This window comes from Gordonia sp. NPDC058843, assembly GCF_042743165.1.
GTDB lineage: Bacteria > Actinomycetota > Actinomycetes > Mycobacteriales > Mycobacteriaceae > Gordonia.
In genome coordinates this window covers 106,529-132,955 of record NZ_JBHYNC010000001.1, presented here as the reverse complement: position 1 = coordinate 132,955, position 26,427 = coordinate 106,529, and the positions used below count along the sequence as shown (strand labels likewise).

Sequence of the window (26,427 nt, the reverse complement as noted above, 5' to 3'; positions counted from 1 at the left end):
GTCAAGCACTATTTGTAACGGTGGTCACATCGGTAGTCGAGTGAGAGGCAAGACGATGGCGCAGATACTGACGGGAACCCCGGTGGTCGGCGGATTGGCCCACGGTCCCGCGCTGTGGCCGGGCGAGCGGCCCGATCACTCCCCGGAGAAGCTCGGCGTCGGTGTGGAGATCGCCGAGGAGCGCCGCGCCGACGAGGTGACGCGCTTCGCCGCCGCGGCCGGAGTGGTCGCCGCGCGACTGCGCGCCCGCGCATCGCAGAACACCGGGGTGGCTGCCGAGGTGCTCGCGGCCACAGCGGGCCTCGCCGAGGACCGGGGCTGGATCGGTGCCGCAACCGCCCTCATCACCAAGGGCGCCTCCGCCGAGGCCGCTGCCGTCGTGGCCACCGACCAGTTCGCGGCGGTGTTCACCAAACTCGGTGGGCTCATGGCCGAGCGGGTCACCGATCTGAACGATGTCCGGGACCGCGTCCTCGCCGAATTGCTCGGCCTACCCGAACCGGGCGTGCCGACACCGGAGGTGCCGTCGGTGCTGCTGGCCGACGACCTCGCACCCGCCGACACCGCGGGCCTCGACCCGACGAGCACGATCGCTCTCGTCACCCGCCTGGGCGGACCGACCAGTCACACCGCGATCATCGCGCGGCAACTGGGCATCCCGTGTGTGGTGGCAGTCGCCGATCTCGCCGAGATCGAATCCGGCACAACCATTCTCGTCGACGGGACGACCGGGCGGATCGAAGTGGAGCCCGACACGGAGACAGCCCGGACGCGCGTCGACGAGGACCGGCGGCACGCCGAAGTCGTCGCCGGCTGGACGGGCCCGGGCCACACCGCCGACGGTGCTCCGGTCTCGGTGCTCGCCAACGTCGCCGACGGATCGTCGGCAAGGGCCGCGGCCGGCCACCCCGTCGAGGGTGTCGGACTCTTCCGCACCGAACTCGCGTTCCTCGAACGCGCCGACGAACCGACGGTCGACGAGCAGGCTGCGATCTACCGTGAGGTCCTCGACGCGTTCGACGGACAGAAGGTGGTGATCCGCACCCTCGACGCCGGGTCCGACAAACCCCTCCGTTTCGTGACGCATCCCGACGAATCCAATCCCGCGCTCGGTGTCCGAGGGGATCGGATCGCGCTCGCACATCCCGAGATCCGTACGCATCAACTCGATGCGATCGCGCGGGCCGCAGAGGGTGTCGAGGTCGCGCCGTGGGTGATGGCGCCGATGATCGCCTCGCCGGCGGAGGCGCGCGTGTTCGCCGCGGAGGTCCGTGGCCGGGGTCTGGTGGCCGGGGTCATGATCGAGGTGCCCGCTGCGGCGATCCTGGCCGAGGCGGTCCTCGCCGAGGTGGACTTCGTGTCGATCGGCACCAACGACCTCACCCAGTACACGATGGCGGCCGACCGGATGTCGGCCGATCTCGCCGGGCTCACCGACCCGTGGCAACCCGCCGTGCTCAGCCTGATCGCCGGAGTCGCCGCCGCGGGAGTCCGTCAGGTCAAGCCGGTGGGGGTGTGCGGGGAGGCGGCCGCCGATCCGAATCTCGCCTGCGTGCTCGTCGGACTCGGGGTGACCTCGCTCTCCAGCGCGCCGGCCGCAGCGGCCGCGGTGGGAGCACGACTCGGCGAGGTGACCGCGCAGGACTGTCGCGCGGCCGCCGACGCCGCGTTGGCCACCTCCGACCCCGCCGCGGCGCGTGAGGCCGCCGCGGCAGTGCTCGACCGTTCGGTCGGTGGAGAGGTCAGACTCGCCGCATCACGGTGACGACCTTGCCGAGGATGACGGCGTCGTTACCGGGGATCGGATCGAACAGTTCGTTGTGCGGCATGAGCCAGACGTTGGCGCCCTGACGCTTGAAGGTCTTCACCGTGGCCTCGCCGTCGATCATGGCCGCGACGATGTCGCCGTTGTCGGCGACGTTCTGCTGGCGGACCACCACCCAGTCGCCGTCGCAGATGGCGGCGTCGATCATCGACTCGCCCACGACGCGCAACAGGAAGAGTGAGCCCTCGCCGACCAGTTCGCGGGGCAGCGGGAAGACGTCCTCGACGGCTTCTTCGGCGAGAATCGGACCGCCGGCCGCGATCCGTCCGAGGACCGGCACGAAGGTCGGCTCGGGCAACTGGCTCGCCGTCGGGTTCTCCGGAGTGGGCGGTTCGCTCGGGGCGATGTTGACCGCTCGGGGCCGATTCGCGTCGCGTTTGAGCAGTCCCTTGCGTTCCAGCGTCCGCAGCTGATGGGCCACCGACGACGTCGAGGCCAGGCCGACCTCGTCGCCGATCTCCCGGATGCTCGGCGGGTAGCCGCGCTCGCGTACCGAACGGCGGATCACCTCCAGGACCCCGAGTTGCCGCGGGGTGAGTGAGGCCTCGGCGGCGGCGACGTCGATCGGGGCCTCGGTGTCGGCGCCCCGCGCTCGGCCGCGCCTATCGCCGGTGTCACTCATGTTCGGTTCCTCTCGTCTTTCGGAACGTGCAGGTAGATGGCCCGTGGGATGTCTCAGCCGCGTCCGAGCCTAGCGGAGTGCGGGCATCACCTCAAACATTTGTTCGATGTGTCGCGAGACTTTGTCGGTGCGCCGTGCTACAAATTCGAACATCAGTGCATCGAACACCTGATCGAAGTTCGAACACCGAACAACCGCACACCCAGCACACCAGAACTCCCGGAGGGCACCATGCGCACCGCCACTCTCGTCGCTCCCGTCCACGCCGAACGCCCCGTCGTCACCCGGGCGAGCACCGATCGCGCCGATCGTGTCCGGACCCGGGCCCCGCTCTCCGACGGCACCAGGCCGGTGGACACCCGGCCCTCCGGCAACCGGCCGGCGGGTGGCTCATCGCCGCTCACCCCACGCCTGGGTGGCACGCACTGCGGTTCGCCGATGGGGGCGAGGGGCCGGGGCCCGGTCGCGCCGAATGCGGCGGTGTTCCGTCGCCGTCGCCGCACCGCGGTCGCCGTCCTCGCCGGCGTCGGGCTGGCGTTCGTCGTGTGGGTCTTCGGTGTCGTCGGGCAGAACTACTCGGACTCGATGACGCCTGCCGCGGTGAGCGCGGAGGTCGTCCACGTCCGCTCGGGGGATTCGCTCAGCACGATCGCCGGCCGGGTGGCGCCCGAGATGCCGCGTGAGGTCGTGATCGACGAGATCGTCGCGATGAACGATCTGCCTTCGAGCGCGCTGCAGGTGGGCCAGCCCCTGCTCACCCCCCGGTACCGCTGAGGCCGGGCGGTATCCTCGGTGTCACAGGGGCCGGCCGAGAAGCGGCGGGGCGCACGGTTTCACTGCGCTCCAGCGTCCCGAGACCTGCGTGAGGACACGATGCGCTGCCCCTTCTGCAAGAACGACGACACCAAGGTCATCGACTCGCGTGTCGCAGATGAAGGGCAGGCCATCCGACGCCGTCGCTCCTGCGTGGAGTGCGGGCGCAGATTCTCGACGGTGGAAAGTGCCGTACTGGCCGTGGTCAAACGCAACGGGGTCACCGAGCCGTTCAGTCGGGAGAAGGTGATGCGCGGTGTGCGGCGTGCATGCCAGGGCCGCCACGTCGCCGAGGACGCGCTCGCGCAGCTGGCCCAGCAGGTCGAGGACACGGTGCGCGCCAGCGGCTCGGCCGAGATCCCCAGCAACGAGGTCGGTCTGGCGATCCTGGGTCCGCTCCGCGATCTCGACGAAGTGGCGTATCTGCGTTTCGCCTCGGTGTACCGGTCGTTCGACTCCGTCGAGGACTTCCAGCGAGAGATCGACGACCTGAAGTCGGCATCGGCATCGACATCGGGTGATGCGCGCACCGAGACCGTCTCAGCCGAGCCCGTCCAGAGCTCGTAGGACCCGTTTCTCCGACACCGGAAACGCCGTACCGAGACGCTGGGCGAACAGGCCGACGCGTAGTTCCTCGACGAGCCATTGCGCCTCGTCGTCGACGATGGCCCGCCGGTGCTCGGGCACCTGCTCGAGGCGCTGCGCCCAGCGTTCGACGACCCGATCGACGACCCCCACCCCGGCCTGGTCTCGCGACGCCGACGCCGGCAGTGCTTCCAGTCGCGCCTGTGCACCTTCGAGGTAGCGCGGCACGTTCTCCAGATGTCGACGAGCGGTGGCCGCGACGAACCCGTCGAACACCAGGTGATCGATCTGTTCGGCGACGTCGTCGGCGGCCAGTGAACCGGCGTGCCGGTCGATGGCGGCCCGGACCGGCGCCATCCGTTCGAGCGCCGCGACGGCCAGCGTGAAGTAGTCCGGTGCGGCTTCGGTGACGCGCGGACGAATCCGCTCGAGGAATGCCGAGAACGCCTGTGGCGAGCGAACAGTCGTCAGCTCGGCGTCGTCGACGCCGGTGACGGTGTCTCGGATGGCCCGTCGCGTGCAGTCGGCGAGCAGCGCCTCGGTGTCCGCATACGGGCTCTGGCTCAGGGCGAGTCGAACAGCGGGAGTGAGCGATCCGGCGATCCGTTTGTGCAGCGGGGGTACCGCCAGATCGAGAAGTGCGATGATCCCGCGTCGATGTAGACGGTCGCGGGTGTCGGGGGTGGCCGCGTCGACGACGATGACGCCCCGCGCGTGGCCCTTGTCGTCGGACACCGCATCGATCGTCGGATACCGCGTCAGCCGCTGTCCCGCGACGTCGACCGTTCGCTCGTCGGCGAGCGTGCCGATCCCATCGGCGGTCCAGGTCCGGTACAGCGTGCGCGACACCGTCTTCGGTGCAGCGGGCGTGCCGGTCTGTTGCAGCTCGGGTAGCGAGTCGGCGCGGGCGACGATCTGTCCGGCGTCGTCGGCGACCGCGAAGTGCATGCGCAGGTGCGGCGGTATCCGGTCGGCGTCGAAATCGGCCGCGGAGATTCTCATCCCGGTGATCGCCGAGAGCTCACGGGCCAGCCCGACGGCCAGGGGCTCCTTGCGCGGGGTGAGCCGGCCGAGGGCGAGCTCGGCGAAGCGCTGTGCGGGGGACATGCTCTTGCGAAGTTGCTTCGGAAGTGACTTGACCAGCGCGGTGGCCAGTTCGGCGCGCATGCCGGGCACCGACCAGTCGAAGCCGGCCGGCCGCACGTGGGGGAGCAGGGCCTGTGGGATCACGACGGTGACCCCGTCGTCGGGTGTGCCGGGTTCGAAGCGATAGCGCAGTTCGAGTCGGGTGTCGCCCTGCTGCCAGGCGCCGGGATAGTCGGTGGGCGCCACCTCGGTGCCCCCCGTGACGTCCTCCGGCCGCAGATCCAGTAGCTCGGGTTCGGCGCGGCGGGCCTTCTTCCACCAGGTGTCGAAGTGACGGGCGGAGGTGACGTCCGACGGGAGTCGCCGGTCGTAGAACTCGAAGAGCTGGTCCTCGGTGATCACGAGTCCCCGAGTGCGCGTGCGGTTCTCGACGTCCGAGGCGGCGTCGAGAAGCCTGCGGTTGCGTTCGAAGAACGCGTGTTGCGTCCGCCAGTCGCCTTCGACGAGTGCGTGCCGGATGAACAGTTCGCGCGAGACCTCGGGGTCGATGGGGCCGTAGTCGACGCGCCGGCGGGCGACGAGGGGCACTCCATAGAGCGTCACGCGCTCGTAGGCCATCGCCGCCCCACGTCTGGCCGACCAGTGCGGCTCGCTGTGGGTGCGCTTGACCAGGTCGCCGGCGAGGCGCTCGGCCCACAGCGGGTCGATCCCGGCGACGGTGTGCGCGAAGAGCCGCGACGTCTCGAGGACCTCGGCGGCCATGATGAAGGCGGGCGGCTTCTTGGCCAGCGGCGAGGCGGGGAAGATGAGCAGCGTGGTGTTGCGTGCACCGGTGAACTCACGGCCCTCGGTGTTGCGGGCGGCGATGTTGCTCAACAGCCCGGACAGGATGGCCCGATGGACGGCGTCTGCGTCGAGTTCGGTCGCCGCAACCGACCAATCGAGGTCCTTGACGATCTCGGTCAGCTGCCGATGTAGGTCCTGCCACTCCCGGATGCGCAGGAAATGCAGGTATTCCCGCTCGCACATACGGCGAAAGCGGCTGCCGGACAGCTCTTTACGTTGTTCACCGAGATAGCGCCACAACTCCACATAGGAGAGGAAGTCCGACTGGGGGACGGCGAACCGCCGGTGCTGGGCGTCGGCGGCCTCCCGGTGTTCGGCCGGGCGTTCGCGGGGATCGGGGAGCGACATCGCGGCGGCGATCACGAGAAGGTGGTCGAGACAACCGAGCTCGTGCCCGGCGATGAGCATCCGGGCGACGCGGGGATCGACCGGGATCCTCGACATCGACCGGCCGATCGGGGTGAGCCGTGGGGCACCGCCCTCGCGCGGGAGGGTGATGGCGCCGAGTTCGGTCAGCACGCCCAACCCGTCGCGGATCGCGCGCTCGTCGGGCGGCTGGACGAACGGGAACTCGGCGATCTCCCCGAGCTTGAGGGAGGTCATCTGCAGGATGACGGCGGCGAGATTCGTGCGCAGGATCTCCGGATCGGTGAAGGCCGGCCGGGACTCGAAGTCGTTCTCGCTGTACAGGCGGATGCACACGCCCGGCGCGACACGACCGCAGCGTCCGGCCCGCTGCCGCGCGCTGGCCTGCGAGACCGGCTCGATGGGCAGGCGGTTCACCTTGGTCCGGGTCGAGTAGCGACTGATCCGGGCCGTCCCCGTGTCGATGACGTATCGGATGCCGGGCACGGTGACCGATGTCTCGGCGACGTTGGTCGCGAGCACGATCCGGCGCCCGTCGGAGGAGGCGAACACCCTCTGCTGTTCGGCGATCGACAGCCGCGCGTAGAGCGGCACGATCTCGGCGGTCGCTCCCTTGCCGCCGACGGTCCGGCGCCGCAGGGCATCCGCGGTCTCCCGGATGTCGCGTTCGGTCGGCAGGAACACCAGGATGTCGCCGCGGCCACCCGCCCACAGTTCGTCGATCGCCGCGTCGATGCCCTGGATCTGGTCGAGGTCGGCGTGCTCGCCACCGCCGGTGTCGTCGCCGTCGTCAGGGCGCTCCTGCAGGCTCAGCGGCCGGTAGCGGATCTCGACCGGATACGTGCGCCCCGACACCTCGATGACCGGCACCGACGACGAACGCGTACTGAAATGCCGTGCGAACCGGGCCGGTTCGATCGTCGCCGAGGTGATGATCACCTTGAGATCGGGCCGCCGCGGCAGCAGCCGGCGCAGGTACCCGAGGATGAAATCGATGTTGAGGCTGCGCTCGTGGGCCTCGTCGATGATGAGGGTGTCGTAGCGACGCAGCATGGGGTCGGTGGCGATCTCGCGCAGCAGGATGCCGTCGGTCATGACACGGACGAGGGTGTCGGCGCCCGACCGGTCGGTGAATCGGACGGAATAGCCGACTGCGTCGCCGAGTTCGGTGTCGGTCTCGTCGGCGATGCGCTTGGCGACCGAGCTCGCCGCGATGCGACGGGGCTGGGTGTGTCCGATCGCCCCGCGGATGCCGCGGCCGAGTTCGAGGCAGATCTTGGGCAGCTGGGTGGTCTTGCCCGACCCGGTCTCGCCGGCGATGACGACCACCTGGTGGTCGCGGATGGCCGCAGCGATCTCCTCCCGTGCCGCCGAGACGGGGAGTTCGTCGGGGAATCGCAGGATCGGGACGCTCGCCCGCCGCCTGTCGAGACGGGACCGCGCCTTGTCGACATCGGCCACGAGCTGCTGCCACTTCGTGTCATCCGGACGCGCCGACAGCCGGTCGATGCGGCGCCGTAAGCGGTCGGCGTCGACGAGACCGACACCGTCGAGTGCACCGATCAGGTCCGAGCGCGAGACGCTCGGTGCGCCCGGGGACGAGACACTTCCATCGGACGGGGAGGGTGGGGAAGACGGGGCGGGCATGATCTCTCCAGGATATGGGCAAGCGCGGACGGGACTTCACCCCAGTGGCCGCACACGGGGCGCGGAACGGCATCATTGGGGCCATGGCTGATGGTTCGAGCACAGGAAGTCCCGGATCGCTGTGGCACGGGTTCGCCGACATGGGTGCGGTGACCGCGAGCGGACCGTTCGTCGTCACCAGGGGAGAGGGCGCGCGGATCTTCGACCGCGACGGAAACTCCTACCTCGATGCGACCGCCGGGCTGTGGTTCACCAATGTGGGCCACGGACGGACCGAGATCGCCGACGCCGTCGCGCGCCAGCTCGGCACCATCGCGCACTATTCCAACTTCGGTGACATCGCGAGCGATGCGACCCTGCAACTGGCCGAGGAACTCGGCCGGATCGCGCCGGTGCCCGGTTCGAAGATCTTCTTCACCTCCGGCGGCAGCGACTCGATCGACACCGCGGTCAAGCTCGCCCGGCGCTACTGGGTGGAGCAGGGCCGCGAGTCCAAGCGGGTCGTCGTCAGCCGCACCAAGGCCTATCACGGCATGCATGCCGCCGGTACCTCACTGGCCGGGATCCCGCTGAACCACGACGGTTACGGCGAGCTCATGCACGACGTCCAGAACGTCGAGTGGGATGACGCCAAGAGCCTGCTCGGTTTGATCGAACGCGTGGGCGCCGACAACATCGCCGCGTTCTTCTGCGAGCCGATCATCGGCGCCGGGGGCATCTACCTCCCGCCGGAGGGGTACCTCGCCGAGGTGCGCGGCATCTGCCGGGACCACGACATCCTCTTCGTCGTCGACGAGGTCGTGACCGGTTTCGGCCGCATCGGGGGCGAATCCTGGTTCGCGTCGGCGCGATTCGGCCTGGAACCCGACATGATCACCACCGCCAAGGGCCTCACGTCGGGCTACGTCCCGATGGGCGCGGTGTTCATCGCCCCGTGGATCGCCGAGCCGTTCTTCGCCGGCGGGGTGTGGTGGCGGCACGGCTACACCTACGGCGGGCACGCGGGTGCGGCGGCGGCGGCGCTGGCCAACCTCGAGATCATCCGCCGCGAGAACCTCCTTGCCGAGGCGACTCGTCTGGAAGGTGACCTCGCCGCGGCGTTGTCACCGCTGGCCGACCTCGATTCGGTCGCCGAGGTCCGCACCGGTCTGGGCGCGGTCACCGCGGTCCAGCTGGCCGACGCCGCGACGGCCCCGGCGACGGTGCTCAAGCTGCGCGAGCACGGGGTCAGCACCCGCGCCGCGGGGCAAGGCGCACTCCAGGTCTCGCCCGCCTTCGTGATGACGACCGCCGAGGTCGGCGAACTCGCGGACCGGATGCGCGCGGCGTTGAGCTGACCCCGACGAGATCGAGACAGGTTCCGACGGACGGACGATTCCGGCCGTCACCGCCGGGCCGCGGAGATGGCCGCCATGTGTTCCTCACCCCAGTCGCCCAGGGGTGCGAGTGCTCTGTCGAGTGCCGCGCCCTTGGGCGTCAGGCTGTAGACGACTCGGGGCGGTACCTCTGTGAACACCTCACGATGCACGATGCCGTCCCGTTCCAGCTCGCGGAGCTGTTGGGTGAGAACCTTTTCCGAGACGCCGTCGAGTTCACGGCGAAGCTCGCCGGTGCGCCGCGGTGTCACACTGAGCGCCCACAGGATCAGCGGTTTCCACTTGCCGCCCACCACCGCGACGGCGGCGTCGAGGCCGCAGAGGAATTCGGCCATGGGTCCACACCTCTCGTCGGGTGGATGCACTCCACACCCACCTCCAGGTAAGTACCCCACAAAATAGTGGGTACTTGTCGCTGTCTGCTGTTCTGCCGACGATAGACCCATGACGGAGAACAGCGCAGCAGATGATCACGCCGGGGTCGCGATGATCGGTCTCGGACCGATGGGTACCGCACTCGCACAAGCATTCCTGGCGGCAGATGTGGAGACGACGGTGTGGAATCGCACCCGGTCGGCAGCCGACAGGGTGGGCGCGGATGGTGCAACCGTGGCGGACGATCTCGCGTCGGCCGCGACCGGTGCCCGCCTCGTCATCACCTGCTTGCGCGATCAGGAAACCACGCGCGAGGTGATCGGATCACTCCCCACCGAGGCGTTCCGCGGGCGGGTCGTCGTGGTCCTCGCCTCGTCGACACCGAACCAGGCCCGCGAGACCCAGCGGTGGGCGGATGAGCGCGGTATCGACGTCCTGATCGGCGCCATCATGGTCCCGACCGCGGTGATCGGGACGCCCCGGAGCACTCATCCTCTACAGCGGACGAGAGGACCTTCTCGAGCGGCATCGGCGCCAGCTGGAGGTGCTCGCACCGAGATCGCTGTTCGTCGGGGACGACCCCGGAGTGGCCGCCGTACTCGACACCGGCATGCTGGAGATCTTCTTCAGCGGGATGACCGCCTTCCTGCACGCGGCCGCGCTGGTCACCTCCGCCGGTCACACCGCGTCGAGTTTCGTCCCGATGGCCGTCGAGATGGTGGACATCCTGCCCGCGACCTTCCGGGGACTCGCGGCCGATGTCGACGCAGGGGAGTACCCGGGAACCGAGGACAGCATCGGCATGGAGGCGGCGGCACTGGGGCACATGGTCTCCTCCACCGAGGAGGCCGGAGTCGATGCCCGGCTGCCACGCTTGCTGCACGACCTCGCCACGCGCGCGGTGGACGAGGGATACGGCGCCGACGGGTGGTCCCGGGTGTTTGATCTGCTCCGCGCAGGCGCAGCGTCGAGCTGACGTACCACGACCTACGACAGGGCCCGGCTGATCGCAGCCGGGCCCTGTCGTCGTCGTGCGGTGGATCAGGCGTTCGCGAGCACCTCGGTGGTGGCGATCGCCTGGGCGACGCCGCTGACGATCGAGGCGACCTTGAGCGCCTCGAGAATCGCCTCACGGTCGACCCCGGCCTCGCGCAGGGTGTTCTCGTGCGCCGCAACGCAATGGCCGCAACCGTTGATCGAGGACACCGCGAATGACCACAGCTCGAAGGCGGCCTTGTCGACGCCGGGATTGCCGATGATGTTCATCCGCAGGCCCGGACGCAGGTCGTCGTACTTGCCGTCGAGGAAGCCGCGACCCCGGTAGAACACGTTGTTCATACCCATGATCGACGCGGCGCCGAGCGCGGCGTTGTAGGCCTCGGCCGAGAGAGTGTCGGCGGCCTCGTCGGCGATCTCGCTGAGCACCTTCGCATTTCGCGTGGTTGCAGCGGTCGACAGTAGGGTTCCCCAGAGCTGTTCCTCGGTCAGCGCGGTGGTGCGGCTGATCGAGGAGAGATTGAGCTTGAGGTCCTTGGCGTACTCGGGCAGCGCTTCCTTCAGATTGTCGATGCTCATCTGTTCTCCTCTCAGACGCCGGCTGTCATGAGCTCGCCGGCGTCGATCGTCGGGTCGCCCTTCTTCCAGTTACATGCGCACAGTTCGTCGGACTGCAGCGCGTCGAGCACGCGCAGGACCTCGTCGACGTTGCGGCCCACCGAGCCGGCGGTGACCGAGACGAACTGGATCTCGTTGTTCGGGTCGATGATGAAGGTGGCGCGGTCGGCGACACCGTCGGCGTTGAGAACTCCTGCTGCGGTTGCCAGTTCGCGCTTGAGGTCACTCAGCATCGGGAACGGGAGGGTCTTGAGGTCCTCGTGCTGGGCGCGCCACTGGAAGTGGACGAACTCGTTGTCCACCGAAGCGCCGAGCACCTGGGTGTCACGGTCGGCGAACTCGTCGTTCAGCTTGCCGAACGCGGCGATCTCGGTCGGGCACACGAAGGTGAAGTCCTTCGGCCAGAAGAACACGATGCGCCACTGGCCGGGGTGATCGTCCGACGACACCGTGGTGAAGTAGTCGTCGGGCTGCTGGGCATTGACCTTGCTGAGGTCGCCACCGATGACGGCGGTGAGGTTGTAGGCGGGGAACTGGTCACCGATGGTGAGCAGGGCCATGTATTGCTCCTTCAGCTGGTGAATGTACGGAAATCTGCGCGCGAAAGAGTTTCGCGACGTACGAGTACCATCGTGCCGGATTCTGGCCAAAAGCGAAACGTGATGATTAGCACTACACTGATAGGTATGCCCGATAGAACTTATCAGCCGACCGTCGCCGGTCTGCGTGCCTTCGTCGCCCTCGCGCACCGACGCCATTTCGGAACCGCCGCAGCTGATCTCGGCGTCAGCCAGCCGTCGTTGTCGCAAGCCCTGTCCGCTCTGGAGGCAGGTCTCGGGGTGACCCTCGTCGAACGCACCACACGGCGTGTCCTGTTGACGGCCGACGGTGTCGAACTGCTGCCGCGGGCGATCGCGGTGACCGAGGCGGTCGACGAGTTCACCGCGGCGGCGGCCGGGGCCGGACAGCCTCTGCGCGGGCCGCTCCGGCTGGGGGTCATCCCGACGGTGGCCCCCTACATCTTGCCCACCATGCTGCGCGGGCTCGGGACCGCTCTGCCGGAGCTCGCACCCCGGGTGGTGGAGGAACAGACCGCCCGACTCGTCGAACAGCTGCGCACCGGCACGCTCGACGTGGCGTTGCTCGCGCTACCCGTCGAGATGCCCGGGATCGTCGAAATCCCGGTCTATCGTGAGGATTTCGTGCTCGCACTCCCGTCCGGACATGCGCTCGCCGGACGCCGCCGCGTCGACCCCACCGCGCTGGCAGATCTCCCGCTCCTGCTTCTCGACGAGGGGCACTGCCTGCGCGACCAGGCTCTCGAGGTGTGCCGGCTCGCGGGTGTCCGGCCCGATCTCGGGCAGACCAGGGCCGCCTCGCTGACCACGGCGGTGCACTGCGTCGTCGGCGGTCTCGGTGTGACGCTCATCCCGCAGACGGCGGTCGCCTCGGAGACGGCGTCGGGTGATCTGGCCACCGCGACCTTCGCGTCCCCGCGTCCGGGCCGGCGGATCGGACTGGTCTTCCGGGCATCCGCGCGCCACGAGGACGCCTACCGCGAACTGGCCACCGTCATCGGCGATCTCGTCGGTGCGACCGGGGCCGTGACCCGGCTCTAGGCCGGCCCGCCGGCCGGCTCGAGCGACTCGCTGGCGGCCGCCTGCGCGGCGAGTGCCTCCCATTCGTCGACCAGACTCGAGTCGACCTCGCGGACCATGGTGCCCAGATCCTCGACGATCTGCTCGATCTCGGGAGTCACCACACTCGTCGGAACACCCTGTCGCAATACGCGATAGCAGTCCGAGAGGTATCGCAGCAGCACGCCCTCGCTGCGGGCCAGTCCGTACGCGGAGATCAGCTCGGTGAAGGTCATGGCCTTCTCGAGCATCTCGCGCAGCACCGACTTCGGCGCCGGCGGGAACGACGACACCCAGGGGTGGCCCCGGCGATAGATGTCGAAGGCGGCGAAGATCTCCTCGGCCAGCGGTTGCGGCCAGGTGATCTCCTCCAGCCGCGACATCCGTTCCTCGTATTCGATGCCGTCGGCCTTCATCTCCGCGATGGCGGCGTCGCGCGCTACCTTGCGCTGCGCGAGCAGCAGCGGCCGCGGGTTCTCGAGGGTCGATTCGAGAACGGAGACCACATCGAGTGCGTGGGTGGACGACTCGGGGTCGAGGATCTCGAAGGTCGCCAGGGCGAAGGCGGACAGCGGATTGGTCAACGCGAAGTTCTCCGGCATGTCCACGCTGAGCGCGATGTGCCGGCCGGTCTCGTCGGGCTCGTCGAGTTGCACGACGATCCCCGCGTCCCGCAGCCCGCGGTAGAGCTCGATCGTGTGCTTGATGGTGCGCAGCTGCCGGTCACGCGGTTCGTGATTGTCCTCGAGGAGGTGGCGGACCGCGACGAAGCAGTCACCCGGACGGCCGAGCACTTCGAGCAGCATGGCGGTCGTCATCTGGAAGTGGCTGCGCAGCGGCTCGTCGGGGGCATCGATGAGCTGGGTGAACGTCTTCTCGCCCCACGAGACGAAACCCTCGGGGGGCTTCTTGCGCACCAACTTCCGGAGCTTCTTGGGATCATCGCCGGCCTTGGTCACAGCGCGGGCGTTCTCCACGTCGTGATCGGGGGCCTGGGCGACGACATAGCCGATCGTGTCGAAACCGGCCCTGCCCGCGCGACCGGCGATCTGGTGGAACTCGCGCGCCCGCAGGCGCCGCACCCGCCGCCCGTCGTATTTGCTCAGGCCCGCGAACAGCACGGTACGGATCGGCACGTTGATGCCGACGCCGAGGGTGTCGGTGCCGGCGATCACCTTCAGCAGACCCTGCTGCGCCAGACGTTCCACCAGACGCCGATACCGCGGAAGCATCCCGGCGTGGTGTACGCCGACGCCGGCGCGCAGCAGTTTGGACAGCGTGTTCCCGAAGCCGGTGGAGAAGCGGAAGTCACCGATCGCCTCCGCGATGGCCGCTTTCTCGGCCTTGTCACAGATCCGGACGCTCAGCAGTGCCTGCGCGCGCTCGACCGCCGCGGCCTGGGTGAAGTGCACCACGTAGATCGGTGCCCGGCCACGATCGACGAGCTCGGCGATCGTCTCGTGGATCGGGGTCATCGCGTACGTGTGCTCGAGGGGAACCGGCCGCTGCGCATTGGTGACCTCGACGGTCGCGCGACCGGTGCGGCGAGTCAGATCGTCGACGAAGAACGAGACGTCGCCCAGCGTCGCTGACATCAGCAGGAACTGCGTCGACGGCAATTCGATGAGCGGCACCTGCCACGCCCAGCCGCGGTCCGGTTCGCCGTAGTAGTGGAACTCGTCGGCGACGAGGACACCGATGTCGCCGGCGCCGCCGGCCGCCAGCGCGAGGTTGGCGACGATCTCGGCGGTCGCGCACACGATGGGCGCGTCCGCGTTGACCGCTGCGTCCCCGGTGAGCAAGCCGACCTGGTCCGCGCCGAACATCGCGCACAACTCGAAGAACTTCTCACTGACCAGGGCCTTGATCGGGGCCGTGTAGAACGCGCGCTCGCCGCGGCAACGCGCGAAGTAGAGCGCGCCTGCCGCGACGAGTGACTTGCCCGAGCCCGTCGGCGTCGCCAGGATGACGTGGCTGCCGGCGAGGAGTTCGAGGAGCGACTCCTCCTGGTGGTCGTAGAGGTCCAGGCCCCGCCCGGTCCACCATTCGGTGTACCGCTCGAGGGCGGTGTCCTCGTCGTCGGTGGGTACCAGGACGGTGGGTATCAGGACGTCGGGCGCGGGGCTCGGTGCGGGGTCCGGGATCAGATCGGTGATCGTGGACCCTCGTCCCCGGGGCCCGCCTCACCGTTGCCGGTCTGCTCGGCCAGGAACCGTTCGAGTTCGGCACCGAGTTCGTCGCCACTGGGTAGCGACTCCTCGGCGGCGAGCAGGGACGCGCGCTCCTGTGCGGCCTGGGTGAACGTGTCGTACTGGGTCTCCAGCGCGGCCACCACCGACTCGATCTCGGTGTTGCCCTCGACCTCGGTGTCGACCTGCGCGCGCACCTTCTCCGCGGCGCTGTCGAGCGCGGCGAGGGGGAGGTCGAGGCCGGCGAGTTCGGCGACAGCGGCCAGCAGGCGCGCGGACGCCGCCGGATAGTTGGTCTGTGCGAGGTAGTGCGGGACGTGCACGGACAGGCCCGAGGCGCGGTAGTCGTGTTCACCCATCCGCAGTTCGAGCAGCATCGACGCACTGGCGGGCAGCTTCATCGCCGATCCCCACCGGGGCAGGTCGCCCAGCGCGTCGGGATCGCTGCCGTGGGCCGTGATCGACGACGGGCGGGTGTGCGGCACGGCCATCGGGATCGCGTTCAGACCGATGACGTCGGTGACGCCGAGGCCGTCGCTGAGGCGACGGACGGCATCGACGAACTGCTCCCACCGGAGGTCGGGTTCGGAACCGGCGAGGAGGAGGAAGCCCTTACCCGCGTTGTCGCGGATCGCGTGCAGCTCCAGAGATGGCATCTCCACGTCGGTGAAGGTCTCGCCGCTGAACGAGATGGTCGGCCGGCGTGAGCGGTAGTCCATCAGTTCGTCGGAGGAGAAGGTCGCGACCAACTCGGACTCGAGGCTGTCGCGCAGATGCGCAGCGGCCAGCGCGACCGCGTGCCCGGCGTCGGCGAAGCCCTCGAGGGCGTGGATCAACACCGGACCCGTGCCATCGGGCCGGGTCACCTGCGGAGCGGGAAAGGCGAGTTCATACAGCGCGTCGTTGCGCGCAGGCTGCTCGTCCACGTCGTCCCTCCTTCTGCTGGCAGCTGTCCGAAGAGACAGCTGAACGTTCATTGTCTCGCACCACACCCGGCGGTGGCCACTCGCATGGATGCAACCACTCCGACACGACGGTGATTCCCCGTGGGTGTGTCCCGGACGCGTACCGAGGACACCGATGGCACAGTAGACCGTTGTGACCGAGCCGCGTGCGCCCCGACTGCGCCTGTCCGTCCCCGGCCGTCCGCTGCCAACCGTGGCGGCGGCCTACCTGGTGGCCGCGGCGCTGATGGTGTCCGCCTGCTCGATCTCCGGGGAGCCTGCGGCGTCGAGCCCGGACCTGTCCGCGCGATCGGTGACGGCCGCGGACTTCCCGGCCGGCGCCGCGAGCCGGATACCGCCCCCGGCGGTCGCGAACGCCCTGGCCGACGTGACCGGAGCGCCGATGCCCGGGCAGGCGGCCACCGAGGTGTCCCCGCCGGACTGCGCACCCGTTCCGGTCTCGGCGGAGGGTGCGGTCGCCTTTCTGGGTCCCGGACCGGGGGAGCGGTCCACCCTGACCTCGATCGTGGCCGGTGTCGACACACCGCTCGACGACGTCGTCGGCCTGGCGGAGCGGTGTCCGCAGACCACCACGACGACCTACGGGGCGTCGTCGACGATCACCACCGAGGTCCTGCCCCCTCCGCCGGCGCCGGACGGGGTCGACACCGCGACCATCCGTCGCACGACCGTCACCGGCGGTGGTGTCGCGTCCACCACGAGTGCCCTGTCGCTCCTCGGCGAACGCGACGGCGTCCGGGTCTACACCGAATATCGTTGGCCTGCAGCCGGTTCCGTACCCCAGGAGGCCTCCGCCGCGCTCGACGAGCTCTTCGTCAAGGCGATCGCGGCCGCGTTCGGCTGATCGGTGCCACCCTGTGGATGACCCGGTCGGGGTTGTCCACAGCATGCGTTCGACGGCGTTCGGGCGGCGCGAGCGCACCGAAGCTGGTGCGCATGCAGATCCTGGAATCGACTCCGCACAGACCCCACGACCCGTCGACCCTGCTCACCTCGATCCCCGCACGTCTCGGGTTCGTCCCGGAGCGGTCGATCATCGTGATCGCCTTCGCCGCCGATCGCACCGTGAACGCGACCATGCGACACGACCTCGCCCTCGAGGCCGACGGCAGCCCGTCGCGGGAACTGGTCGTCGTCCTCGCCGGGCTCGGGGAAATCACGTCCACCTACGGGATCGAGGAGATCGCGGTCGTGATCGCCGACGACCGGTATCCGACGGACGACCGCCGATATCGGCGGATCATGGCCATGAGCGACCGGTACTTCGGCGAGGTCGGTGGCGTCGCGGCCGGGTTCGGGCTGGCGACGTTCGAGACCGGTGCGCCATGGTCGACCATCTGGTGCCCGGAGGATCGGGCCTGGTCGGTCGAGGTGTCCCCGGAGGCGGCCGGACGGCTCGGGGATCCGCACACCTGCCCGACGGCCGTCGCCGAGGCGGTGCGGTCAGGCCGGCGGATTCTCTCCCGGCGCTCGGAGATGCGGTCCATGCTCGAACCGCTCGACGGCGAGTGTGGTCCGGCGCGTCCGCTACCGGGCTGTCGCCGGTGTCCTGGCGCCGATCTCGACCGGACCGATCTCGACCGGCTCGATTCGGACGGGCGTGACCTCGACGTGGAGGACATCGAGGACTCGGCGCGGGCGCTCGACCTCGTCATCAGCGCGGTCATCGGTGCGAATCGATCGCTGGACTGCGAAGAGCTGGACCGGCTGGAACGGGCGATCCTCCGGCCCGATGTCCGCGACGCGGTGCTGGCCCTGGCCGTCACCGAGCTCCGGGGCGCAGCCGAACGCCTCTGGCGAGAACTCGCCCGGCGACTGACCGGGCGCGGACGGGCAACCGCCGCAACACTTCTGGCGCACCTGCACTACATCGGCGGGGACGGGGCCTACGCAGGTGTGGCCCTCGACGTCGCGCTCGCTTGCAAGAACGTCGGCAAACTGGCCGCACTGCTCGACTCAGCCCTGCGTGCGGGGGTACGCCCGGCACAGCTGTGGGGCACGATCGACAAATCCTACGACGCCGCGGCACGACTCGGCGTCGTGATCCCGGCGGTGACACTGCGCACCGCCGGGTGACCAGACGTCCGCCGGCGTCAGACCTTTTCGACCACCTTCTCGACGAACAGCGAGTGCGCCATCTCGGGCGAGAGCTCGAGGCCGTCGTGACCGGGAGTGTCGATCGTGATCGTGCCCGCCGTGTTCGAGACGGTCACACGGGCGTTGGGGACCACGCCCGCCTCACGCAACGCACCGATGAGTTCGGTGTCGGACTGCGCGTGTTCAGACAACCGGCGCACGATGACGGGCACCGTCTCACCCGGGGGGAGGTCGGCGAGGCGGGTGGCGCCGTCGTCGGAACTCGACACCTCCACGCCCAGCAGCTCCAGGCCCGGGATCGGGTTGCCGTAGGGCGACGTCGTCGGGTACTCCAGGACCGCGAGCAGGCGACGTTCGACGTTCTCGCTCATCACGTGCTCCCAGCGGCAGGCCTCCTCGTGGACCTGGTCCCAGGGCATCCCGATGACGTCGACCAGGAGTCGCTCGGCCAAGCGATGCTTGCGCATCACCGCGACGGCGAGCGAGCGTCCGCGGTCGGTCAGTTCGAGGTGCCGGTCGCCGGCAACGCGGAGAAGCCCGTCGCGCTCCATGCGGGCGACGGTCTGCGACACGGTGGGACCGGATTGGTCCAGACGCTCGGCGATGCGTGCCCGCAGCGGCACGATGCCCTCTTCTTCGAGATCGTAGATCGTTCGCAAGTACATCTCTGTGGTGTCAACCAGGTCGTTCACTGTGCGCAATCCCTTTCGTCCCCGCCAAGATTACCCTCTGTGCGGGTGGTGACCGCGATCTCACCGCGGCGGGGGAGTCCGCGGGTGACGATGTGGCGGTGCCCACCGTGTCCGACGCGACATCCGTGGCCGCTGCGCGAGGTCTACCACTAGCCTGAGGTCGTGATCAACACAACGAGCGCCCGATGACGACGGCTGTCATCTGGAGCGAGGACTTCCTGTCCTATCGCTGGGCCCACACCCACCCGATGAACCCGGTCCGACTCGCCCTCACGATGACCCTCGCGCAGAGCCTCGGAGTGCTCGACGGCGTCGAGACCGTCCCGCCGCAGGCCATCGACGACGACGCCCTGACCGTCGTCCACAGCCGCGACTACATCGACGCGGTCCGTGCGGTCGGATCGGGAACCGCCTCGCTGTCGGGTCCGCTGCTCGAGCGGCTGTTCGGTCTCGGCGACGCCGACAACCCGGTCTTCACGGGGATGCACGAGGCCGCGCGGTTGCTCGTGGGCGGCACCCTGGCCGCCGCCCAGACGGTCGTTTCGGGTGCGGCGACGCGGGCGGTCAACATCGGCGGCGGCATGCATCATGCGATGCGTTCGCGCGCCGCCGGATTCTGCATCTACAACGACTGCGCCATCGCGATCAGATACCTGCTCGACCACGGTTTCGACCGCATCGCCTACATCGACGTCGACGCCCACCACGGCGACGGTGTCCAGGTCGAGTTCGCGGCCGACCCGCGCGTGCTGACGGTGTCGCTGCACCAGCACCCGGCGACCCTGTGGCCGGGCACCGGGTGGCCGACCGAGGTCGGCGACGGCGACGCCGCGGGCAGCGCGGTCAACCTGGCCCTGATGCCCAACACCGAGGACCGGCTGTGGCTACGCGCCTTCCACGCCGTGGTGCCGTCGGTGATCGCCGAGTTCCGGCCGCAGATCATCGTCAGCCAGTGCGGCGCCGACAGCCACCGGGCCGATCCGCTCACCGATCTGTCACTGACCGTCGACGGCCAGCGCGCGGCGATGATCGCGATGCGCGACCTGGCCGACAAATACTGCGAGGGTCGCTGGATCGCGGTCGGCGGCGGCGGATACGGCGTGGTGAACGTGGTGCCGCGCAGCTGGACGCATCTCCTCGGGGTCGCCCTCGACCGCGAGGTCGACGTGACGTCGGACATCGACGAATCCTGGTGCGCCACAGCCGAACAGATCTCCGAACAGGTGCACTCGGACTACGCCGCACCACCCGTTCGGGTCATGGGCGACGGGGGGATCGTCGACTACCAGCCCTGGGCGGGCGACGCCGGCCAGGAACCACCCGAGGGTGTGCCGCCCAACGCCCAGCGCCAGACCGACCGCGCGATACTCGCCACCCGACGTGCGGTGTACCCGCTCCACGGTCTCGACCCGGAGGACCCCCGTGACTGACGACGCCACTCCCGCATCATCGGACACCCCCGCCCCTCCGGACGGCGACGACCACACTCGCCGCGCGGTGGCCGACCAGCCGGAACCGCGCAGCCCGTGGGACTATCCACGTCACTGGATCGCCGACGTCCTGGCCTCCGACGGCGGCGTCGTGCATCTGCGGCCGATCGTGCCCGACGACGCCGACCGCATCGTCGAGTTCCACTCCACATTGTCCGAGCGGACGCGCTACATGCGGTACTTCGGTCCGACCCCGACACTGCCGCCGCGCGAGGTGGCGCGGATGACGACGGTCGACCACCAGCAACGTGTCGCGATCGTCGCCGAACTCGGGGGCGAGATCATCGCGGTCGGCATCTACGAAGGACTCGGCTTCGACGGCAAACCCGAATCGGCCGAGGTGGCGTTCGTCGTCGCCGACCGACACCAGGGCCGTGGACTCGGCCCCATACTGCTCGAGCACCTCGCCGGGGCGGCCGCGGAGAACGGTTTCACCCGATTCGAGGCCGAGGTCCTCAGCGAGAACCCGAACATGGTCGCCGTCTTCCGCGACGCCGGCTATCAGCTCGCGCGGAGCTTCGACGGCTCGACCGTGCACGTCGAGTTCCTCATCGATCCCACCGAGGCGCTGCTGTCGGTGCGTAACGCCCGGGAGCGCGCGTCCGAGGCCCGGAGCGTCGCGAACCTGCTGCGCCCGACCTCGGTCGCGGTCATCGGCGCCTCGACGGACCCGAGCAAGGTCGGTAACGCGCTGCTGGCCAACATCATCGCCGGCGGCTTCACCGGACCGGTGTTCCCGGTCAACGGCCCCGCCCGCGTCGAGGAGGAGCAGCCCGAGCCGGGGCGGCGCGGGTTGGGTCACGAATCCACACCGGCCCGTCGCCGCACCAGGGAACGGCCGCCGTCGGTGCGCGGGATCCGCGCGTACGAGACCGTGCGTGACATCCCCGACCCGGTCGACCTCGCGGTGGTCGCGGTGCCGGCCGCCCGCGTCGACGACGTTCTCGACGACTGCCTGGTCAAGGGCGTGCGCACCCTCGTCGTGGTGTCGTCGGGTTTCGGCGACTCCGGCGAGGAGGAGGGGCTGGAGAACGAGCGACGGCTGGTCGCCCAGGTACGCGAACACGGGATGCGGCTGGTCGGACCGAATGCGTTGGGAGTGGCGAACAACGATCCGACGGTCGCGCTCAACGCGACGCTCGCCCCACGCATCCCGGCCGCCGGACGGGTGGGGTTCTTCTGCCAGTCCGGAGCCCTGGGGATCGCCATCCTCGACACCGCCGCCCGACGGCAGATCGGACTGTCGACGTTCGCCTCGGCAGGCAACCGCGCGGACGTCTCCGGCAACGACCTGTTGCAGTACTGGGACACCGACGCCACGACCGACGTCATCCTGCTCTACCTCGAGAGCTTCGGTAATCCGCGCAAGTTCTCCCGGATCTCGCGGCGGGTCTCGCGGTCGAAGCCGATCATCGCGGTCAAGTCCGGCCGGGGGGCGATGACGCCCGTGCGCGCCGCGCGGTCGGCGGCCAGCCTCGACGACCAGATCGCGCGCATGATGCTCGAACAGGCCGGGGTGATCCAGGTCGACACGATTCCCGAACTGTTCGACTGTGCGGCCCTGTTCGCCTATCAGCCGCTACCGCGCGGCCCGCGCGTCCGCATCATCGGCAACTCGTCGGTGCTCGGCAGCCTGGCGGCCGACACCGCGCGCAACGGTGGTCTCGAGGTCGTCGACACCGTCGACCTCGGTGCCGGCGCCTCCGAGGAGGAGTTCGAGTCGACGGTCTCGGCGGCGATGGCCGACCCGGGCGTCGACGGGATCATCGTGGTGTTCGTGCCGCCGGTGGCGGTCGGGGCCGATTGGCACGCCCGTGCACTCATGGCGGCGGCGAACACCCCCGACGCCGACGGCGACAAGCCGATCGTCACGACCTTCCTCGCCGTCGACGGCATCCCGCCGGGCCTGACGAGGCCCGGTCCGGGTGGCATGCCGACGAAGGGTTCGATCCCGTCGTACGGGTCACCCGAGCGGGCGGCCGCCTCGCTGGCCCGGGCCTGGCAGTACGCCCGGTGGCGATTGCGGCCGGAGTCCGTCGTGCACCGTCCCGAGGGCACCGACCCCGAGGCGGCGCGGATGTTCGTGCGCGAGGCCCTGGCGGGTGACGGCCTGTCCGACCGTGCCGGCGAGCGTCTTCTCGGTCATGTGGAATCGGCGAAACTGTTGCGCTGGTACGGCATCGACGTGGTCCCGTTCCGCGAGGTCACCACGATGCACGAGGCGTCGGCGGCGGCACGCCAGCTGGGACTGCCGGTGGCGGTGAAGGCGACGTCGGACAAGTGGCGCGGACGTCTCGACCGCGAGGGTGCGCGTCTGGACCTACCCGACGCGACGACGGTGGTGACCGCGTTCGCCGAACTCACCGAGCTCACCGGCGACCGCGTGCTGCACGTGCAGAAGATGGCCCCGAAAGGGGTCGGCACAGTCATCCGGGTACGCGACGACCCGTCGTTCGGCTCGGTGATGTCCTTCGGTCTGTCCGGGCGTACCTTCGATCTATTGGGGGATCACGGCTACCGGGCCGTCCCGCTGTCCGAACTCGATGCCCGTGAGCTCATCGAGGAGCCGCGCTCGGCTCCGCTGTTGTCGGGCTATCGCGGCGAGGAGCCGGCCGACAAGGAAGCGCTCGCGGACCTGCTGCTGCGCATATCCACGCTCGTCGACGACATCCCTGAGGTGCGCGAGGTGGTCTGCGACCCGATTCTGGCCTCGGTCGACGGGGCGGCCGTTCTCAACGCCCGGATACGCGTCGGTCCGGTGCCCGACAGGCGGGACACCGGACCCAGACGACTCGGTTGACCGAGATTGCAGTAGCAGGGGACTCAGTGGAGGAGGCGGCGCAGCGTGCGGGGACGCTCAGCTCGCGTAGGCGCGCAGACGCTCGGCACGATCACCGTGGCGGAGCTTGCCCATGACCTCACGTTCGATCTGACGTACGCGCTCGCGTGACAGCCCGAACATCCGGCCGATCTGGTCCAGCGTGCGCGGCTGGCCGTCGTCGAGGCCGTAGCGCATCCGGATGACCTGATGTTCCCGCTCGTCCAGCGTCGCGAGAACGGCGCGGATGTCGGAGTGCAACAGGCCGGCGATGACGGCGTTCTCCGCGGAGGTGGCCTCGGCGTCCTCGATGAAGTCGCCCAGGGGAGCTTCTTCGTCGCTGCCCACCGGCATGTCCAGGCTCACCGGGTCGCGGCTGTGGTCGAGTAGGTCTGCGATCTTCTCGGCGGGGATGCCCGACTCGTTCGCCAACTCGTCGTCGGTCGCCTCGCGACCCAGCTGCTGGTGCAGTTCGCGCTTGATGCGAGCCAGCTTGTTGACCTGCTCCACCAGGTGGACAGGGAGCCGGATGGTACGACTCTGATCAGCCATACCGCGGGTGATCGCCTGTCGGATCCACCAGGTTGCGTACGTCGAGAACTTGAAGCCCTTCGCGTAGTCGAACTTCTCCATCGCGCGGATCAGGCCCAGGTTGCCCTCCTGGATCAGGTCCAACAGCGGCATGCCGCGGCCGGTATAGCGCTTGGCCAGTGAGACCACCAGGCGGAGGTTCGCCTCGAGCAGATGGGCGCGGGCGGCCTCACCCTCGCGGACGACGATCGCCAGATCGCGCTTCTTGGCGGCGGAGAGCCGCTTCTTGTTCGCCAGAACGTGTTTGGCATAGAGGCCGGCCTCGATCTGCTTGGCGAGGTCGACCTCCTGCTCCGCGTTGAGGAGAGCGGTACGACCAATTCCGTTCAGATACACACGGACCAGATCCGCCGCTGGAGACTGGGCGTCGAGATCCTGTTCGGTCATCGCCGGCCGCGTACCCGGAGGGGTGACTTCGGCGAAACCTTTGGTCGGGGTCGAACGTGCAACTGTCGAGCGTGACATGCGGCCTCCTGACTTGAGTGCGTTCACTGGGTCCAACGTCCATGTGTGGGCGATAGTTCCCGAGAGTGCTTCGGAGCAAACCTCGATGAGGCTTGGTGACCTGCGCATTCTTTTTCGCGGCTCGACAACCGGCTGAGAAGTTGCTGAGATGTCGCGCGCGGCGGAACTCCGGGCGTCGGGACGCACGTGGGCGGGGCCGGATGTGTCTCAGGTGCGGGGCTCGTCGGGGTCGACGACCTGTCCGTCCACGGTGCGGGACAGCTGGTACCCGGTGTCGGTGAGTGCCGGTGGACCGACGACGTGGTTGTCGGCGCCGTACTTGTACTGGGGTACCTCGCCGCGTTTGCGCGGTGGACGGTCATTGGCGATGAGGACCGCGGCCCAGGGAAGCGGGATGGAGATCGCGACGATGGCCAGGGCCAGGAGCCCGGACCCGGTGATGCCGTAGGCGATGCCTGCGATCACCAGTGCCGGCACGCGGAAAGCCATGAGAAACAGGTATTTCCGCACGCGGGCTCGGTGCTGGGCCTCGAGCGAGTCCGGGGCGTCGGTGATCAGGTAGGTCTCGGCGCCCGGACGTTTCGACACGGGGTCTGGATGCCCGTCGACGTGCGGTGACGTGCTGCTGTTGCCGTGCTGACCGCGGCCGGACTCGCCCATGGATTCCCTTTGTTCGAACACCCTCTCCACTGTCCCACTTTCGATGTGTGAATGCACCCGCCGGCCAATCGTGACTCGACTGGTCGGTCGGTCGGGCGGTGACGCACAATGGAACGCATGGGAACCGAAACCATCGAACGCCCGGACCTCGATGAATGGTCCGACACCAAGACCGACGAGCGCCCCGATGCCGACGCCACCGACCGGGATGACGACGACCGCCCCAAGTTCTTCCACTACGTGAAGAAGAACAAGATCGCCGAGAGCGCGGTCATGGGGAGTCACGTCGTCGCACTCTGCGGCGAGACCTTTCCGGTGACACGATCGGCCAAGCCCGGGTCGCCGGTGTGCCCGAAGTGCAAGAAGATCTACAGCAAGATGCGCAAGTAACGGCAGCTGTGCGGACGCAACGCGGTTGACCGGCGGGTGCCGGTCAGCCGCGTTCGCGTTCTCGCGGCTGGCGGCGGATCGGACCCGAGGACAACCGGTCGGGCAGGGTCCGGAGTTGTCCGGTGAAGTCCGAGGTCTGTGTGTTCACCCAGTGCCGCACCTGGGTCGTGGTCGAGGCCTTCGCCGGCCAGAACTGTTGCACCGCAGCATTGAACTCGGCGCCGATCACGATGCCGAACCCCAGAGAGAACGCGAAGAGCAGGAACGCGATCGGCGTGGCCAGCGCCCCGTAGGACACCCCGGCCTCGGTGATCTTGGTCAGGTAGACGCGCAGCAGGTAACTGGCGAGCCAGAAGAACACGCCCGCCACGACGGCGCCGCCGATCAGCCGATGCCAGGGCAGGGGATTGGGCAGGGCGAGGTGATACAGGGTCGTGAGGACGAGCAGCAGTAGCACGGCGACGAACGGGAAGTAGCCGTAGTCGATGAGGCCGGTGACGAAGGAGCCCCACGATTCCGGCACGACCGCCCGGAGGTAGTTCGGACCGAGGGCGACGAGGGGCAGCAGGAACACCGCGACGCTCAGGAAGCCGACGTAGAGGAACAGCGCGAAGAACCGCTGCCACACGGGGTTCCGGACCTCGTGCTGATCGTGCGCGTGTGCGATCGAGGCGATGAAGCACGAGACGGCCGACGAGCCCGCCCACAGTGACAGCACGAAGCCGACCGACATCAGTCCGATCCGGCCGCGCCCGAGCACGCTGTCGACGGTCGGGGTGATCAGATCGTCGACGACCGTCGGCGTGAACGTCCGGCCGGCGAAATCGACGATCCGGGCGTACACGACGTCGACGGTGTCGGGGCCGAACCACCCGGCGACGTAACCGACCGACCCGAGCAGCCCGAGCAGCAGCGGTGGCAGGGACAGCGCCTGCCAGAACGCGGCCTGGGCCGCCCAGCCGATGATCCCGTCGTCCCAGGACTTGACGATGGTGCGCCAGATCACGCGATGGATGTTCGGCAGTACCGGCAGCCCGGGCCCGGTGGGTGTCTCGACCCGAACCGGGTCGTCGTTGCCCGTCTTCGCCGCTGCCGCGCCCGGCTTCGGTGATCGATGCGTGTCGTGGAGTACCTCGACGTCGCCGGATGACGGGGCGGCGCGGAGCGGGGTGCGCAGGGGTTCGGTCGCGGCGTCGCCGATCGGCGCGGTGACCGCGGTCGACACGGGTGCTGCCGGCGGCGGGCCCCCAGGCAGGTTCGGCCCAGGCGGGTTCGGCG

At 69.1% G+C, this 26,427-nt stretch carries 22 protein-coding genes and 1 pseudogene; 12 read left to right on the top strand and 11 right to left on the bottom strand.

Going from position 1 to position 26,427, the window contains the following annotated elements; translation table 11 throughout:
- Nucleotides 1-55 precede the first annotated feature (55 nt).
- Entirely contained in the window at nt 56-1,765 is a 1,710-nt protein-coding gene (locus ACFW3F_RS00625; RefSeq protein ID WP_388053268.1) for a phosphoenolpyruvate--protein phosphotransferase, read from the top strand.
- On the opposite strand, the gene lexA is transcribed toward ACFW3F_RS00625, so the two are convergent.
- Entirely contained in the window at nt 1,743-2,447 is a 705-nt protein-coding gene (gene lexA, locus ACFW3F_RS00620) for a transcriptional repressor LexA (protein ID WP_388053266.1), read from the bottom strand. The two genes, ACFW3F_RS00625 and lexA, sit on opposite strands and share 23 nt — an antisense overlap.
- A 231-nt stretch (nt 2,448-2,678) precedes the next feature.
- Here lexA and ACFW3F_RS00615 point away from each other — a divergent pair, with 231 nt between their 5' ends.
- Both ACFW3F_RS00615 and nrdR read left to right on the top strand, forming a co-directional pair.
- The gene (locus ACFW3F_RS00615) at nt 2,679-3,221 is read left to right on the top strand and encodes a LysM peptidoglycan-binding domain-containing protein (protein ID WP_388053265.1); all 543 of its coding nucleotides are present in this window, start codon (nt 2,679-2,681) and stop codon (nt 3,219-3,221) included.
- A gap of 99 nt (nt 3,222-3,320) precedes the next feature.
- Complete coding sequence (gene nrdR / locus ACFW3F_RS00610) at nt 3,321-3,827, top strand: transcriptional regulator NrdR (RefSeq protein ID WP_388053263.1); 507 nt, start codon at nt 3,321-3,323, stop codon at nt 3,825-3,827.
- Here the strand turns inward: nrdR and hrpA are convergent.
- Entirely contained in the window at nt 3,801-7,790 is a 3,990-nt protein-coding gene (gene hrpA, locus ACFW3F_RS00605; RefSeq protein ID WP_388053261.1) for an ATP-dependent RNA helicase HrpA, read from the bottom strand. The two genes, nrdR and hrpA, sit on opposite strands and share 27 nt — an antisense overlap.
- Nucleotides 7,791-7,873: 83 nt before the next feature.
- Here hrpA and ACFW3F_RS00600 point away from each other — a divergent pair, with 83 nt between their 5' ends.
- Complete coding sequence (locus ACFW3F_RS00600; protein WP_388053259.1) at nt 7,874-9,127, top strand: aspartate aminotransferase family protein; 1,254 nt, start codon at nt 7,874-7,876, stop codon at nt 9,125-9,127.
- A 47-nt stretch (nt 9,128-9,174) separates the two neighbouring features.
- On the opposite strand, the gene ACFW3F_RS00595 is transcribed toward ACFW3F_RS00600, so the two are convergent.
- Nucleotides 9,175-9,501 carry a winged helix-turn-helix transcriptional regulator gene (locus tag ACFW3F_RS00595; RefSeq protein WP_388053257.1) on the bottom strand — a complete coding sequence of 109 codons (327 nt, stop codon included), beginning with the start codon at nt 9,499-9,501 and terminating at the stop codon, nt 9,175-9,177.
- Nucleotides 9,502-9,610: 109 nt separating this feature from the next.
- Between ACFW3F_RS00595 and ACFW3F_RS00590 the strand changes: the two are divergent.
- Nucleotides 9,611-9,967 (top strand): annotated as a pseudogene (locus ACFW3F_RS00590) (NAD(P)-binding domain-containing protein); the annotation flags it as partial.
- 118 nt (nt 9,968-10,085) lie between these two features.
- Nucleotides 10,086-10,517: a hypothetical protein gene (locus ACFW3F_RS00585; RefSeq protein ID WP_388053255.1), complete on the top strand. Its 432-nt coding sequence runs from the start codon at nt 10,086-10,088 to the stop codon at nt 10,515-10,517.
- Between the two features lie 65 nt (nt 10,518-10,582).
- On the opposite strand, the gene ACFW3F_RS00580 is transcribed toward ACFW3F_RS00585, so the two are convergent.
- Together ACFW3F_RS00580 and ACFW3F_RS00575 are read right to left on the bottom strand one after the other, a co-directional pair.
- Nucleotides 10,583-11,116 carry an alkyl hydroperoxide reductase gene (locus ACFW3F_RS00580; protein WP_388053253.1) on the bottom strand — a complete coding sequence of 178 codons (534 nt, stop codon included), beginning with the start codon at nt 11,114-11,116 and terminating at the stop codon, nt 10,583-10,585.
- Nucleotides 11,117-11,127: 11 nt separating this feature from the next.
- Nucleotides 11,128-11,715: a peroxiredoxin gene (locus ACFW3F_RS00575; protein ID WP_004019399.1), complete on the bottom strand. Its 588-nt coding sequence runs from the start codon at nt 11,713-11,715 to the stop codon at nt 11,128-11,130.
- Nucleotides 11,716-11,841: 126 nt separating this feature from the next.
- Between ACFW3F_RS00575 and ACFW3F_RS00570 the strand changes: the two genes are divergently transcribed.
- Nucleotides 11,842-12,774, top strand: coding sequence for a hydrogen peroxide-inducible genes activator (locus tag ACFW3F_RS00570; RefSeq protein WP_388053251.1), 933 nt, complete (start codon nt 11,842-11,844; stop codon nt 12,772-12,774).
- Here the strand turns inward: ACFW3F_RS00570 and ACFW3F_RS00565 are convergent.
- Both ACFW3F_RS00565 and ACFW3F_RS00560 read right to left on the bottom strand, forming a co-directional pair.
- Entirely contained in the window at nt 12,771-14,900 is a 2,130-nt protein-coding gene (locus tag ACFW3F_RS00565) for a DEAD/DEAH box helicase (RefSeq protein ID WP_388053672.1), read from the bottom strand. The genes ACFW3F_RS00570 and ACFW3F_RS00565 overlap by 4 nt on opposite strands.
- A 35-nt stretch (nt 14,901-14,935) precedes the next feature.
- The gene (locus ACFW3F_RS00560) at nt 14,936-15,907 is read right to left on the bottom strand and encodes a PAC2 family protein (protein WP_388053249.1); all 972 of its coding nucleotides are present in this window, start codon (nt 15,905-15,907) and stop codon (nt 14,936-14,938) included.
- 172 nt (nt 15,908-16,079) lie between these two features.
- Between ACFW3F_RS00560 and ACFW3F_RS00555 the strand changes: the two genes are divergently transcribed.
- Entirely contained in the window at nt 16,080-16,790 is a 711-nt protein-coding gene (locus ACFW3F_RS00555; RefSeq protein WP_388053247.1) for a hypothetical protein, read from the top strand.
- 92 nt (nt 16,791-16,882) lie between these two features.
- Nucleotides 16,883-18,022: a DUF4192 domain-containing protein gene (locus tag ACFW3F_RS00550; RefSeq protein WP_388053245.1), complete on the top strand. Its 1,140-nt coding sequence runs from the start codon at nt 16,883-16,885 to the stop codon at nt 18,020-18,022.
- Between the two features lie 17 nt (nt 18,023-18,039).
- On the opposite strand, the gene ACFW3F_RS00545 is transcribed toward ACFW3F_RS00550, so the two are convergent.
- A complete protein-coding gene (locus ACFW3F_RS00545; protein ID WP_388053243.1) occupies nt 18,040-18,735 on the bottom strand; it encodes an iron dependent repressor, metal binding and dimerization domain protein in 696 nt (231 codons plus the stop codon).
- Between the two features lie 185 nt (nt 18,736-18,920).
- Here ACFW3F_RS00545 and ACFW3F_RS00540 point away from each other — a divergent pair, with 185 nt between their 5' ends.
- Together ACFW3F_RS00540 and ACFW3F_RS00535 are read left to right on the top strand one after the other, a co-directional pair.
- Nucleotides 18,921-20,165, top strand: a complete 1,245-nt coding sequence (locus ACFW3F_RS00540) for an acetoin utilization protein AcuC (RefSeq protein WP_388053241.1) — start codon at nt 18,921-18,923, stop codon at nt 20,163-20,165.
- Entirely contained in the window at nt 20,158-23,025 is a 2,868-nt protein-coding gene (locus ACFW3F_RS00535) for a GNAT family N-acetyltransferase (protein WP_388053239.1), read from the top strand. The genes ACFW3F_RS00540 and ACFW3F_RS00535 overlap by 8 nt, the downstream gene beginning before the upstream one ends.
- 57 nt (nt 23,026-23,082) lie before the next feature.
- On the opposite strand, the gene ACFW3F_RS00530 is transcribed toward ACFW3F_RS00535, so the two are convergent.
- A complete protein-coding gene (locus tag ACFW3F_RS00530; protein WP_388053670.1) occupies nt 23,083-24,021 on the bottom strand; it encodes a sigma-70 family RNA polymerase sigma factor in 939 nt (312 codons plus the stop codon).
- 285 nt (nt 24,022-24,306) lie between these two features.
- Entirely contained in the window at nt 24,307-24,759 is a 453-nt protein-coding gene (locus ACFW3F_RS00525; RefSeq protein WP_388053668.1) for a DUF3099 domain-containing protein, read from the bottom strand.
- A gap of 117 nt (nt 24,760-24,876) precedes the next feature.
- Here ACFW3F_RS00525 and ACFW3F_RS00520 point away from each other — a divergent pair, with 117 nt between their 5' ends.
- Entirely contained in the window at nt 24,877-25,149 is a 273-nt protein-coding gene (locus ACFW3F_RS00520) for a DUF3039 domain-containing protein (RefSeq protein WP_188329134.1), read from the top strand.
- Nucleotides 25,150-25,192: 43 nt separating this feature from the next.
- Here the strand turns inward: ACFW3F_RS00520 and ACFW3F_RS00515 are convergent, their stop codons facing one another.
- On the bottom strand, nt 25,193-26,374 hold the full coding sequence (locus ACFW3F_RS00515) for a YihY/virulence factor BrkB family protein (RefSeq protein WP_388053237.1): 1,182 nt from the start codon (nt 26,372-26,374) through the stop codon (nt 25,193-25,195).
- Nucleotides 26,375-26,427 lie beyond the last annotated feature (53 nt).

Excerpts from the sequence above, each read along its gene's own strand:
- ACFW3F_RS00520 (WP_188329134.1), top strand. The coding sequence starts at position 24,877 with ATGGGAACCGAAACCATCGAACGCCCGGACCTCGATGAATGGTCCGAC.
- ACFW3F_RS00615 (WP_388053265.1), top strand. The coding sequence starts at position 2,679 with ATGCGCACCGCCACTCTCGTCGCTCCCGTCCACGCCGAACGCCCCGTC.
- nrdR (WP_388053263.1), top strand. The coding sequence starts at position 3,321 with ATGCGCTGCCCCTTCTGCAAGAACGACGACACCAAGGTCATCGACTCG.
- hrpA (WP_388053261.1), bottom strand. The coding sequence starts at position 7,790 with ATGCCCGCCCCGTCTTCCCCACCCTCCCCGTCCGATGGAAGTGTCTCG.
- lexA (WP_388053266.1), bottom strand. The coding sequence starts at position 2,447 with ATGAGTGACACCGGCGATAGGCGCGGCCGAGCGCGGGGCGCCGACACC.
- ACFW3F_RS00595 (WP_388053257.1), bottom strand. The coding sequence starts at position 9,501 with ATGGCCGAATTCCTCTGCGGCCTCGACGCCGCCGTCGCGGTGGTGGGC.
- ACFW3F_RS00540 (WP_388053241.1), top strand. The coding sequence starts at position 18,921 with ATGACGACGGCTGTCATCTGGAGCGAGGACTTCCTGTCCTATCGCTGG.
- ACFW3F_RS00530 (WP_388053670.1), bottom strand. The coding sequence starts at position 24,021 with ATGACCGAACAGGATCTCGACGCCCAGTCTCCAGCGGCGGATCTGGTC.
- ACFW3F_RS00570 (WP_388053251.1), top strand. The coding sequence starts at position 11,842 with ATGCCCGATAGAACTTATCAGCCGACCGTCGCCGGTCTGCGTGCCTTC.
- ACFW3F_RS00575 (WP_004019399.1), bottom strand. The coding sequence starts at position 11,715 with ATGGCCCTGCTCACCATCGGTGACCAGTTCCCCGCCTACAACCTCACC.
- ACFW3F_RS00600 (WP_388053259.1), top strand. The coding sequence starts at position 7,874 with ATGGCTGATGGTTCGAGCACAGGAAGTCCCGGATCGCTGTGGCACGGG.
- ACFW3F_RS00580 (WP_388053253.1), bottom strand. The coding sequence starts at position 11,116 with ATGAGCATCGACAATCTGAAGGAAGCGCTGCCCGAGTACGCCAAGGAC.
- ACFW3F_RS00525 (WP_388053668.1), bottom strand. The coding sequence starts at position 24,759 with ATGGGCGAGTCCGGCCGCGGTCAGCACGGCAACAGCAGCACGTCACCG.
- ACFW3F_RS00625 (WP_388053268.1), top strand. The coding sequence starts at position 56 with ATGGCGCAGATACTGACGGGAACCCCGGTGGTCGGCGGATTGGCCCAC.
- ACFW3F_RS00550 (WP_388053245.1), top strand. The coding sequence starts at position 16,883 with ATGCAGATCCTGGAATCGACTCCGCACAGACCCCACGACCCGTCGACC.